This is a genomic window from Actinomyces sp. HMT897, from assembly GCF_016626125.1.
Lineage (GTDB): Bacteria > Actinomycetota > Actinomycetes > Actinomycetales > Actinomycetaceae > Actinomyces.
In genome coordinates, this window is record NZ_CP067336.1 from 2,414,587 (window position 1) to 2,426,286 (window position 11,700).

At 74.0% G+C, this 11,700-nt stretch carries 8 protein-coding genes; 5 read left to right on the top strand and 3 right to left on the bottom strand.

What is annotated here, in order from left to right:
* Positions 1-923 precede the first annotated feature (923 nt).
* Positions 924-2,258, bottom strand: coding sequence for a histidine kinase (locus JJJ15_RS09445; RefSeq protein ID WP_246742005.1), 1,335 nt, complete (start codon positions 2,256-2,258; stop codon positions 924-926).
* 39 nt (positions 2,259-2,297) lie between these two features.
* On the opposite strand from JJJ15_RS09445, the gene JJJ15_RS09450 reads away from it, so the two are divergent.
* Positions 2,298-2,996 (top strand): response regulator transcription factor, encoded by a 699-nt coding sequence (locus JJJ15_RS09450; protein ID WP_200510571.1) that lies wholly within the window; start codon positions 2,298-2,300, stop codon positions 2,994-2,996.
* A 307-nt stretch (positions 2,997-3,303) separates the two neighbouring features.
* Here the strand turns inward: JJJ15_RS09450 and JJJ15_RS09455 are convergent, their stop codons facing one another.
* Positions 3,304-5,838, bottom strand: a complete 2,535-nt coding sequence (locus tag JJJ15_RS09455) for an ABC transporter permease (protein ID WP_200510572.1) — start codon at positions 5,836-5,838, stop codon at positions 3,304-3,306.
* A complete protein-coding gene (locus JJJ15_RS09460) occupies positions 5,838-6,776 on the bottom strand; it encodes an ABC transporter ATP-binding protein (protein WP_200510573.1) in 939 nt (312 codons plus the stop codon). Before JJJ15_RS09460 ends, JJJ15_RS09455 begins: the two co-directional genes overlap by 1 nt.
* Before the next feature lie 299 nt (positions 6,777-7,075).
* Here JJJ15_RS09460 and folP point away from each other — a divergent pair, with 299 nt between their 5' ends.
* Genes folP through JJJ15_RS09480 form a run of 4 tightly spaced genes read left to right on the top strand, consistent with a single transcriptional unit; the run spans position 7,076 to position 11,693 of the window.
* The gene (gene folP, locus JJJ15_RS09465; RefSeq protein ID WP_246742006.1) at positions 7,076-7,942 is read left to right on the top strand and encodes a dihydropteroate synthase; all 867 of its coding nucleotides are present in this window, start codon (positions 7,076-7,078) and stop codon (positions 7,940-7,942) included.
* Positions 7,939-10,659, top strand: coding sequence for a 2-amino-4-hydroxy-6-hydroxymethyldihydropteridine diphosphokinase (gene folK, locus JJJ15_RS09470; RefSeq protein WP_200510574.1), 2,721 nt, complete (start codon positions 7,939-7,941; stop codon positions 10,657-10,659). Before folP ends, folK begins: the two co-directional genes overlap by 4 nt.
* Entirely contained in the window at positions 10,659-11,153 is a 495-nt protein-coding gene (locus JJJ15_RS09475) for a DUF3180 family protein (protein WP_200510575.1), read from the top strand. Before folK ends, JJJ15_RS09475 begins: the two co-directional genes overlap by 1 nt.
* 33 nt (positions 11,154-11,186) lie before the next feature.
* Positions 11,187-11,693, top strand: coding sequence for a PH domain-containing protein (locus JJJ15_RS09480; RefSeq protein WP_200510576.1), 507 nt, complete (start codon positions 11,187-11,189; stop codon positions 11,691-11,693).
* The last annotated feature ends 7 nt before the right edge of the window (positions 11,694-11,700 follow it).

The following is an 11,700-nucleotide window of genomic DNA, read 5'->3' on the forward strand; positions in this document are numbered from 1 at the left end:
TCCACCGCCCCGACCTCACGACCCGACCCGCCGCCCCCAGCAGGCCACACCCCGTACCCACCGCGACCCCGGACGACCGCCCGGAGCCACCTGGAACACGGCCCCTGGTTGCGGGGAATAGGCCACCTCCTGGTTACGCCAGCGCGGACGGGGCCATTACGCGGGGGCGCGCATAGAGTAATTCTCTAGCGCAAGTGAAACGAGGGAGGCAGCGCCGGTGTCTCTCGCGCGCGGCACGGATCTGGGTACTCGTGGTACAGATTTGGATGCTCGTGGTATGGACCGGGTGCTCGCGGCGCAAATCTGAGTGCTTAATGCGACATCCTGGATGATCTTCCGACCGTCCGGTGGACTGGATCCGTGTGCGTGTCGCAATCTGAGGATCAGAGCAGTAGGCACTCATGGCCGTCCTGAGGTCCGAGGCTCTGACCTGCATGGACATTAAGTGTACAAAGATGAGAGTGGGGTGGGTCCGGTTCTGATCCTCAGATTGCGACAGAACCAGACTCCGGTGCCTCAAGGCCGTGCATAACCTCCGGTCCTCCCGCAAGCAGGACAGGCCGCCGCCTCCTGACAGACAGTATTTGTAGGAGCACCAGTCCGCCGCGGAGCACCTGTAGATGGCGACGACATGCCGGGGGCGGTTGGGCGGAGCAACAGCTCACCCAGGGGCACCTGGTGGGGGAGGGGGCTGGCGCGGCGGCCGGCGGGGAGCACCAGCCCGCCCAGGGAGCAAGGGAGCACCTCCTAACCACCCGCCCGCGCCACAGGTGCGCCAATAGCAGGAGCCACGAATGCACCAACAGCAGAATACTGCGAAGGTCGTGGCGCTAGCGAGCCGTAGCCTCCCGCCACGAGTGCACCAACAGCCCGCGCCACGGGTGCACCAACAGCAGGCCGGTGGGCCCCTACTAGGCCTGTCCCTACCGGGCCTGTAGCGGCACGCTCAGGATCACCGTCCAGCGCCCGGCCCCGCCCGAGGCGCTCAGGGTGCCCCCCAGCGCCTCTACCCGGCGTCGGGCCCCCTCCAGGCCCAGGCCGGAGGACAGCGCCGCCTCCCGGCCGTCCGCCACGTCCTCGGCCACGGCGTTGGTGACCATGGCCTCCAGGCTGTGGCCGTCGCTGTCCAGCTCCAGGCGGGCGGTGCTCGACGCCGCCGCGTACTTGGTCATATTGCTCACCAGCTCGTTGAGCACCCGTACCAGCTGCTGACGGACCCCGGGGCTGACCTCCTGACGCTCCAGGAACTCCAGGCCGCGGACCTCCAGCACCGTCCCCCGCCCGGCCAGGACCTGCACGGCCTGGACCAGGGACTCCTCCAGGGGCCGGGGGGCCGAGGACGCCAGGACGTCGAGCCCGCCCCCGCCGGCGTCGTTCATGGCCCGCAGGCTGGACCTCAGCTGCTCGACGGCCGTGCGCACCGCCAGCGTCATGGCTCCCAGCTCGTCGGCCAGCGGGCTCTGCCCGGGGTGGGCCAGGCGGGCCTGCTCAGCGGTCATGACCGCCCGGGTCAGGTCACGCACCACCGTGTCGTGCAGCTCGGAGACCACCAGCAGACGCTGACGCTCCAGGTCGGCCTGGTAGCGCGCGGCCACCGTGTCAGCCTGCTCGCGCGGGCGGCGAATGAGCTCAGCCACAATGAGGAAGGCAGCTCCTATGAGGTACACCATGAACGGGACCTCTGTGTAGTTCTCCGTCCCCGCCAGGCGGAGCGAGAGGAAGAGGACCACAATGGTCATGACCACCAGGCCGTAGGCCGCCAGACGGTTGAAGCCGCGGGTCAGGAGCACGCTGGCGCACAGCCACGGCCCCAGGACGAGGGCGATCCCGACGGGCTCGTCGGTGACCATGGTGACGCAGAAGCCGCAGGCCGCCAGGAGCTCCACCGCGCTGCCCACCAGGGGGCACGTGCTCAGCAGCGCCAGCCCCACGCCCCCGGCCAGCTCGTAGGGGATTGCCCGTGAGCCCAGCGGGTGCATGGACATCATGCTGAACAGCGTGAACAGGGCCGCGCAGGCCAGGCACAGCAGGTGGGTGCGGCCCCTGGGGGACCAGGTGTCGAAGCAGGAGCTGCGCAGGAGCATGCCGAGGCCCCGGACGACGCCGGTGCGGTCTGGGCCCTGGGACTGGGAGCCACTGACGCCGTAGGCGGCAGGACCGCTCGTGGCCCGGGAGCCGGTGACGGCCTGCAAGGCGGCTGTGGTCCGTGCAGCCCAGGGGCAGGGGGTACGGGCCGGGCCCCGGGGCGCTCGTCGCACGGTCCCCTCCTTCCTGCTCAGAGTCGGTAGCATCCTGCCATGTTCCCCACGTCCCCACCTGAGTCCCCTCCCGGGGCCGTGCCCTCTGACGTCCCTGCCGCTCAGGTTGTCCGGGTGGCACTCGTCGACGACGACCCCTTCGTGCTCACCGCCCTGCGCGCCTACCTGTCCTCCTCCCCCCGCATCGAGGTCGCCTCCACCTTCAACCGGGCCGCCGACGCCCTCGCCTTCCTGCGCACGGTGCCCGTGCACGTCCTGCTCACCGACGTGCGCATGCCCGGCATGGACGGGCTGGAGCTGCTCACGCGCGTGCGCTCCCGCCACCCCAGGACGGCCGTGGTCATGCTCACCTCCTTCGACGACGACGAGGCCATGCTCACCGCCCTGTCCCAGGCCGCCAACGGCTTCCTCCTGAAGGACTCCGCCCCCGAGGAGATCGTCCGGGCGGTCCTGGCCGCCGCCGACGGCGGCACCACCATCTCCCCGGCCACCGCCTCCCGGCTCGTGGCCCACCACCTGCGCCCGGTACGCACCAGCCGACGCACCGACCTGACCCAGGCCGAGCAGTCCGTCCTGGCCCTGCTGTGCGAGGGCTACTCCAACGCCGAGATCGCCGCCCAGCTCTTTGTGGCCGAGTCCACCGTCAAGACCCACGTCTCCCACCTCATGCGCAAGTACGGCACGACCTCCCGCCTCAAGCTGGTGGTGGCCGTCCACCGGGAGCGGGAGGCCGCCTGAGCCGGTGGTGCCCTGCCCACCAGGGCCTGCGGTGCCCCGTTCACCAGGGTTGGCGTCACCCTGCCTAGCAAGCCCGGCACCTTCCCGCCTACCAGGCCCGGTACCGCCCTGCCCACCACCTGGCTGCGTACCGGGTGCCGGCACGAGGACAGGGCGGTGCGGGCCCTGAGCGCCCCTACCCACCATCACTCCACCGCCAGGGCGGCCAGGGCTGCGACGTCCGTCTGGCATGTCGGTCGGGTGAGCTGCCACTGCCAGGGCGACGGTGCGGCGCATATCGAGCAGGCGGGGCACGGTCTTCTCTCCCTCAGTCGGCCGCCAGGGCGGTCACCGGGGTCACGGCGGCGGCGCGTCCGGCGGGCCGCAGGGAGGCCAGCACGCCGACTGCCAGCGTGACGGCCAGGATCCCGGCCAGAGGCAGGTAGGGGACGGCGACGCTGACCCCGCCGTCGCCCAGGGCCGCGAGCGTGCACGCCGCGCCCAGGGCGGTCCCGGTCACCATCCCCAGGACGCCGCCGACACCGGCCAGGAGCGTGGCCTCGGTGGTGATCAGGCGCCGGATCCCGCCGCGCCGGGTGCCGGTGGCGCGCAGGACGCCGATCTCGCGGGTGCGCTCCAGGACGCTCACGTCCGTGGTGTTGGCCAGGCCACTCAGGGCGATCACCAGGGCCGAGCCCATGACCAGGGCGGTGACGGCCACGATCTGGTTGAGCGTGGCGCTGAAGGTACTGCGTCCCGCGGCGCTCCCGTTGACCATGAGGTCCTGGCCGCGCACGGCCTGGCGGACGGCGGTCTCGACCGCCTGCGCCTGGGCGGAGCCCTCGTCGGTGGTGCGTACCCACATAATGGCGTCGGTGGCCTGGCCGCCGGTCAGGCGCGCGGCGGTGGCGGTGGTGACGGCCGCGCCCCAGCCCTCCCGCACCCGGGCGGTCAGCTCCACGCTGCCACCCGGCCCGGTGAGGGTGACCCTGGTGCCGTCGGGGACGTCGTAGATCTGGCCGACGATGAGGGTGGAGTCGTCCAGGTCCTCCAGGCCCTTGGCGGAGCGCACCACGGGGGTGACCGCCTTGGTGTCCACGGCGATGACCTGGGTCTGCGCGCTCCGGCCGTCCGCGGTCTGGGTGAGGTCCATCACGGGTACCACGGTGGTGGACTGCACGCCGTCGATCCCCCGGATGGTGGAGGTCAGTGCGGCGGTGTCCGTCTGCGGGGTCACCCCGAGGACCGTGATATCGACCGGTGAGCTCTGGGCCAGGACGGCCTGGAAGGAGGAGCTGAAGGAGAACAGGCCGACCGCCAGGGCCGAGCCCACCATGACCCCGATGAGGAGGGTGGCGGCGGTGGCCGTGGAGCGGCCGGGGTTGCGGACCAGGTTGCGGGCGGCCAGGTGGAGGACGGGGTAGCGGCTCCAGGCGCCCAGGCGCCCGATAAGGCCCACGACGGCGGTCATGAGCAGGGGCAGGGCCGCCAGGACCCCGAGGGCGACCAGCACGCCGCCCCCGACCGTCAGGTAGAGGTCGTGGGCGAGGGTCCCCATGACGGTGACGGCGGCGCCGCCGACCATCACGACCAGGCCGGTGACGGCGGCCCACCTGTGGGCGCGACCGGTCCGCCCGGGGGCCGCGGTGGTGCCGGTCAGGGCGATCAGCGGGGAGACGCGGGTGGCCCGGCCCGCGGGTCGCAGGACGGATACGAGGGTCACCAGCGTGCCGGCTGCCACGGCGGCGAGCAGGGAGGTGGGGGAGACGGTGAGGTTGTCGGCCTTCAGCCCCGGCACAACCCCCGAGTGGATGAGGGCTGCGGCTCCGGCGGCCCCGGCCGCGGTGCCGGTGGTGGAGCCGACCAGGCCGGTGAGCAGGGCCGTGCGCAGGACGGCCAGGCGTACCTGGCGCCTGCTGGCGCCCACGCAGCGCAGCAGGCCGATTACCCGGTTCTGGCGGGCCACCAGGGTGGTGAAGGTGGTGGCGATGACGATCCCGGCCACCAGGGCGCACACCGGCGCCAGCAGGTTGAGGACCACGACGATCGTGGTGCCGCCCCCGGTGGAGGAGACGGCGCGCCGGGCGATGACCTCGTCGGCGTCCTGCACAATGGCGTCGGACTGGACGGCGTGGACGGTCCGGGCGACCTCCTCGTGCAGGTCGCTGGTGTCCGTCCCCGGCCGGCTGGTCACGTACAGCCTGTCGTAGTCGGTCCTCGCGCCCATGGCCGCCAGCTGGTCGGCGGTGGCGTAGACCTTGGGGAGGTCCTCCAGGCCCGTGTCGGCCCCGGGGGAGATAATGCCGACGACGGTCGGGCTGGAGTGGACGGCGCTGCTGGGGCTGCCGGCGTCGTCGGTGCCCTTGGTGCTGCTGGCGCCGTGGCGGTCCGCGGACCTGCTCCTGAGGCGGATGGTGTCCCCCACGCCCAGCCCCTGCTGCTCGGCCAGGGTGGCGTCAATGGCGACCTCGCCGGTGGCGGTGGGCAGGCGGCCGGAGACCAGGGTGGTGTAGGCACTGAGGGTGGGCACGTCCTGGGCGGCCAACGTCGCCCCCACGGCGTTCGCGAGCTGGCTGGGCAGGTCCAGCTCAATGACCTCCCAGTGGGTGCCGCGCACGGAGGCGACGCCGTCCAGGGCGGAGACCCTCGCCGCCAGGGCGTCGTCGAGCGGGCCCTGGGACGGGTCCGACCCGCGGTGGCTGGCGACCACGACGTCGGCCCCGCCCACGGACAGGCGGGCGCTGGCCTGCATCTGGGTGCGCATGGAGCCGGAGACCACCAGGGCGAGGGCAATGAGGGCGGTGCTCATGGCCACGGCCACTAGGGCGGCGGCGGTGCGGCGCACATCGAGCAGGGCGGGCATTAGCGGGCCCCCGTCCCGCTGGCGCGCCCGGTCCCCGGGCGGGTGGGCAGAGGCCCTGGGGACGCCGGGGCGTCCGGGGCGGTCCCAGGGGCGGCGTGGGTGCCGGCCGGGTGGTGCACGGGGGCGTCGCCCACGACGTGCCCGTCGCGCAGGCGGATAACACGGCTGGTGGCGGCCGCGGCGTTCTCGTCGTGGGTGACCATGACGACGGTCTGGCCGAGCTCGGCGCACATGCGGGCCAGGGTCTCCAGCAGGGAGGCGGCCGAGGCGGTGTCCAGGGCGCCGGTGGGCTCGTCGGCGAAGACCACCGCCGGGCGGCCGATGAGGGCGCGGGCCACGGCGACCCGCTGCTGCTGGCCGCCGGAGAGCTCGGTGGGGCGGTGGGTCAGGCGGTCCCCGATCCCCAGGGCGGAGACGACGGCGTCCCACCACTGAGGCTGCGGCCTGCGGTGGGCCAGGCGCAGGGGCAGGAGGATGTTCTCCTCGGCGGTCAGGGTGGGCAGGAGGTTGAAGGACTGGAAGACGAACCCCAGCTGGTCACGGCGCACGTCGGTCAGCTGCCTGTCGTCCATGCCCGTCAGGTCGGCCCCGGCGATGAGGACGCGCCCGGAGGTGGGGGCGTCCAGGCCGGCCAGGCAGTGCAGGAGGGTGGACTTGCCGCTCCCCGAGGGCCCCATGACGGCGACGAACTGGCCGGTGGGAACGCTCAGGCTCACCCCGTCCAGGGCGGTCACGCGGGCCTGTCCCGAGCCGTAGACCTTGGTCAGCCCAATGGCGGCCACGGCGGGCGTGCCCGGGACGGCGGGGACCGGGGTGACGGGGCCCGGGGCGGACGGGGCGGCGGGCGCCGTCCCCGGGACGGGCGGTGCGGCAGGGGCCGGTACGCCCCTCGCGGCGTCTGCCGCGGGTGCGGCGGGGTACTGGTCGTGGCGGACCATGCGTGGCCTCCTTAAGGCTCTGGGCTGGTTGCGGGTGCTCCCCACGCCCCTGACGCTAGGGGCGCCGCCCCGGGGCGGGAACGCTCCGAACGTCGTCGTTCCCGCCCGTGCGTCCCCCTAAAGGCGGAGGCTCCCGGCCGTCTCCACCTCGGGACGACGAATAAGACAGCGTCAAACAATGACCTTGTTCTATGTTAGATTATTTTACAATGTGTTTATAGCTCCTGTTTCCTTGCTCCTGGCGAGGAGACGGAAGACCAGTCTCAGCATTCCTTCAGGCATCCCGATAGTCTGGGTACGTGACTGTGCCCGCCCCCCCACGCCCGGCGCCGCTGCCGAGCACGCTGCCCACCGACCGCACCCTGGTCATGGGCGTCATTAACGTCACCCCGGACTCCTTCTCCGACGGCGGCCGCTGGCTGGCCCCCGACGCCGCCCTCGCCCACGCCCGCACCCTGCTGGACCAGGGCGCCGACCTGCTCGACGTCGGGGGCGAGTCCACCCGGCCGGGTGCCGAGCGCGTCACCCCCGACACCGAGCAGGAGCGCGTCCTCCCCGTCGTCGAGGCCCTGGCCGCCCAGGGCGTCGTGGTGAGCGTGGACACCGTCCACGCCGCCACCGCCGCGGCCGCCGCGGCCGCCGGGGCCCTGGTGGTCAACGACGTCTCGGGGGGCCTGGCCGACCCGGGCATGTACGACGTCGTGGCCTCCACCGGCGTGGTCTACGTCTGCCAGCACTGGCGCGGCGACCCCGGGACCATGGACCGCCTCACCGACTACCCCCGGGGCGTCCTGGCCGGGGTGGAGGCCGAGCTGGCCCAACGCCTGGACGGGCTTATGTCCGCCGGGGTGGCCCGTCACCAGGTCGTCATCGACCCCGGGCTCGGCTTCGCCAAGACCCACCCCCAGTCCTGGGAGCTGCTGCGATCCACCGGCCGCCTCGTCCAGGACCTGGGCCTGCCGGTCCTCGTGGGGGCCTCCCGCAAGCGCTTCCTGGCCCTGGCCGCCGACCCGGCCCGGGCCACCGACCCCCTGGCGCGTGACTCCGTCACCGCCGCAACCACCGCCCTGGCCGCCAGCGCGGGCGCGTGGGCCGTCAGGGTCCACGAGATCCCGTCCAACCTGGACGCCGTCCGCACCGCCTCCCTATGGAAGGACCACCGATGAGCAGCACCACCGCCCCTGACCGGATCCGCCTGACCGGTCTGTCAGCCCGTGGTTTCCACGGTGTCCTGCCCTTTGAGAAGGAGGAGGGGCAGCTCTTCCTGGCCGACGTCACCATGGACCTGGGCCCGCGCGGGACCGTCGTGGCCTCCGTGACCGACGACCTGGACGACGCCGTGGACTACGCCGCCGTGGCTGACGCCGTCGTGGAGGTCATTACCGGGGAGAGCGTCAACCTCGTCGAGACCCTGGCCGAACGCATTGCCGACGTGGTCCTGGCCTTCCCCCGCGTGCTCCAGGTGGAGGTCAGCGTCCACAAGCCCCAGGCGCCCCTGGACGTGGCCTTCGACGACGTCTGCGTCACCATTACCCGCCAGGGCGTGACCAGCGAGCCCCGCTCCGAGGGTCCGGGCGCCCTGGGCGGGCGCGAGGCCCTGCCGGCACGCGGGCAGGCCGGGCGCCCGGCCCCGGCAGGACGTGAGGAGCCGGTGGGGCGTGCGGACGCACCGGCCTCCCGGCCCGCCTCGGGGCGTGAGGACGACCTGGTCGCCCCCTTCGTCGACCCCGCCCACTCCGTGGTCGCGGCCGCGGACTCCGCCGCTGACATCCTCCCCGGGGGCTCGTCCTCCGTCGCGGCCACCGGCCCGCGCTCCCTGGCCGGGGGCGCCGACGCCGGCCGGTCGCGGGGGCTGGACCAGGAGCCGGCGTCCTCGGCACCGGCACCTGACTCCTGGGACGACCAGAGCCCCGCCTGGGCCCTGTTCGCCTCCTCCACCCAGGAGCCCACCACCAGCGCGGCCGCGGCGGACGGCATTGTGCCGCCCATGTTCCGTGAGGACCACCTGGTGGCCACCGAGCCCGCCTCGGCCTCCTCCGCCGAGCTGCCCTGGCAGGCCGGGCTCTCCCCGGTCACCCCCTCCCCGGCGACGGGGGGCGCGCACCCGGGTGCCTCGGACGTCCTGGGGCGCGCCCCGTCCCCGGGGCGTCCCGAGCAGGACCGGGCCGGGGACCCGGCCCCGACCGCCTCCGAGGAGCCCGTGGACCAGGGCCCCCACCAGCACTCCTACACCCCGGCGTCCTCTGCCTCGGTCTCCGCCTCCTCCGCCGAGCCGGTCGGGTGGTCCGAGCACCCCCAGGAGGCCGGGGGCACCCCGGTCCCTGAGCGGGCTGGCCGCGTCAGGGACGAGGTCGCCCTGGACGCCGTCCTGGGCGAGGGCACCCCGGCCCGGGCGGTGACGCCCGACGAGCCCCTCGGAGCGGGCCCCGCCGGGACCCCTGGCGGGACCCTTGGCGGGACCTCTGGCGGCGAGCCCCGGCCGCAGACGGCCGCGTCCGCCCCCAGCGGGCCGCAGGCCTCCGGGTCCCACCGCGGCGGGGAGCCCTGGGACGCAGAGCCCTGGGAGCCCGAGCCCCAGGCCCTCCCCGAGCCCGTCGCGCAGGACGTCCCCCGCCCCGGGGCCCACGCCCTGGAGCCGACGCCGCAGCAGGACGCCTCGGTCCCGGTGGTGCTGGGCCCGGAGATGGTCCCCACCCCACAGCCTGACGCCCCGGCCCACAGGCCGTGGAGCCCCTCGGCGCCCTCCGCCGTGGACTCCATGGCGGCCCCGACCGACCCGGCCGCGGCAGTCGAGCCCCTCGCGGCCTCCGGGGACCTGCCCCAGCGCCCCGTGGAGCCCTTTGACTCCCCGACCGACCTGGCGGAGGCGTCCATTGACGTCCTGGGACAGGCCCCTGCGCGCCCCGTCCCCGTCGTCATCGGCCTGGGCGGTAACGTCGGCACCGTCGTGATCGCCCTGAGGACCGCCGTCGCCACCCTGCGCAACACCCCGGGTATCACCGTCACCCAGGTGGCGCCCCTGGCGCGCTCGGCCGCGGTGCTGGAGGAGGGCAGCCCCTCCCAGCCCGACTTCCTCAACACGGTGGTCCTGGCGGACACCACCCTGTCCCCGCGCGACCTCCTGCAGGTCTGCCACCAGCTGGAGGACGCCGCCGGGAGGCTGCGCACCGAGCCCAAGGGGCCGCGCACCCTGGACGCGGACATTATCACCTACGGCGAGATGACCTCCGACGACCCCGAGTTGACGATCCCGCACCCGCTGGCCGCCCAGCGGGCCTTCGTCCTGGCCCCCTGGGCCGAGGCCGACCCCTTCGGCGAGATCAACGGCCAGTCCGTCGCCGCCCTGGCCGACGTCGCCCCCGACCGGGACGGCCTGCGCTGGCTGGCCCTGGACTGGCTGGAGTCCGACCACCTCCCGGCCCTGCCCACGGGCCAGTACGTGGCCCCGCCCACCGGCTCCGCGGAGCAGGCCCCGGAGGAGTCCGCCCCTGACGCCGGGCACCCGCTGCCTGAGGCGGCTCCACAGGACGCCGGGGCGCAGGAGCCCTGGCAGGAGGAGCCCGCCGCGCCCGCCGAGCCGTGGAGCACCTCCGCCTCCCTGCCCCCCGTCGCCCAGTCCTCCTCCCGCTCCGCCCGTAGCCCCCGCTCCGCCCACAGCGCCGAGCTCGCCCCCGGGGCCGAGTTCGCCCCCGGGGCCGAGCCCGCGCCCGCTGACGGGCCTGGTGCCCCTGGCGCCGCCGGCGTCGCGGAGGCCGCCCCCCAGGGGCGTGCCCAGGAGCGGCGTGACGGCATCGGCTCCCTGTTCCCCGACAGCCGGTCCGGCTCGTGGTCCGAGCCCCTGGGGTGGAACGACGTCCTGGGCCGGGACGGGCGGTCGTCCTGATGCACCGCACGCGGTGGACTACCCTCCTCGCGTGCTTCCTCCTCCTGGCGGTCCTCTCCGGCGCCGGGTACGACCTGAGCCTGCGCCACCACGGGTGGGTCCCGGCCGTCAGCCTCTGGGGCGGGGCGGCGGTCCTCGTCATGACGCTCCTCGTCCTGGTGGCAGGGCGTGGCGTCAGGAGGCTGCGTGCGCACGAGCCCACCTGGATGACCCCGACGGGCGCCGCCATGACCGCCCTGGCGGCCCAGTCCTCCAGCCTGGGCGCGGCCGCGCTCGGCGGGCTCTACGCCGGGGCACTGGTGTGTGCTCTGGTCCACCGCGGGACGCCCGCCATGACGGGCCTGACGTGGAGCGCGGGCGGCTGCGTGGCGGCCTGCGTCCTGTGGCTGGGCACCGGTCTGCTCGTGGAGCACTGGTGCGCCATTGACGAGTCCGACGACGACACCCAGGACCACGGCCCGCACTCCCTCCCGCCCGGGAGCGCCGCCGCCTGACCCGTCCCCCCGTGAGGGAAGAGAAGAGGTCCTATGAGCCAGACCACTACAGCGACGTCGCCTGACCCCTTTGCGCCCCCGGGCGTCACCTTCTTCCCCGTCTCACCCCGGCTCGTGACCGTCAGGCTCATTGGCGCCTGGGCCGGTGGCGTGGTCCTCGCGGCTGGCCTGGCGGTGCCCGGCGTGCTCCTGAGCCCCTGGTTCCACCTGGGGGGCGTGGCCGCGCTCGCCGGGTCCGCGTGGCTGACCTGGCTCGTCCCCCGCCAGGTCAGGGCCATGGGCTACGCCCTGGACGAGGACCACCTCCTGTGGCGTCACGGCGTCATGTTCCGCACCCTGTCGGTCGTCCCCTACGGACGCATGCAGTTCGTGGACACCAGCCAGGGGCCCCTGGCCGCCCACTACGGGATCGCCAAGGTCCGCCTCCACACGGCCTCGGTGTCCACTGACGCCACCATTAACGGGCTCCCGGCCGCCGAGGCCGAGCACCTGCGCCGGATCCTGGCCGAGCGCGGCGAGCAGCGGATGGCCGGGCTGTGAACGACCC

What these genes read in the sequence shown, in the direction of transcription:
- folK (WP_200510574.1), top strand. Translation starts at nt 7,939, where the DNA reads ATGAGCAGCACCACCGCCCCTGACCGGATCCGCCTGACCGGTCTGTCA.
- JJJ15_RS09460 (WP_200510573.1), bottom strand. Translation starts at nt 6,776, where the DNA reads ATGGTCCGCCACGACCAGTACCCCGCCGCACCCGCGGCAGACGCCGCG.
- JJJ15_RS09475 (WP_200510575.1), top strand. Translation starts at nt 10,659, where the DNA reads ATGCACCGCACGCGGTGGACTACCCTCCTCGCGTGCTTCCTCCTCCTG.
- JJJ15_RS09450 (WP_200510571.1), top strand. Translation starts at nt 2,298, where the DNA reads ATGTTCCCCACGTCCCCACCTGAGTCCCCTCCCGGGGCCGTGCCCTCT.
- JJJ15_RS09455 (WP_200510572.1), bottom strand. Translation starts at nt 5,838, where the DNA reads ATGCCCGCCCTGCTCGATGTGCGCCGCACCGCCGCCGCCCTAGTGGCC.
- JJJ15_RS09480 (WP_200510576.1), top strand. Translation starts at nt 11,187, where the DNA reads ATGAGCCAGACCACTACAGCGACGTCGCCTGACCCCTTTGCGCCCCCG.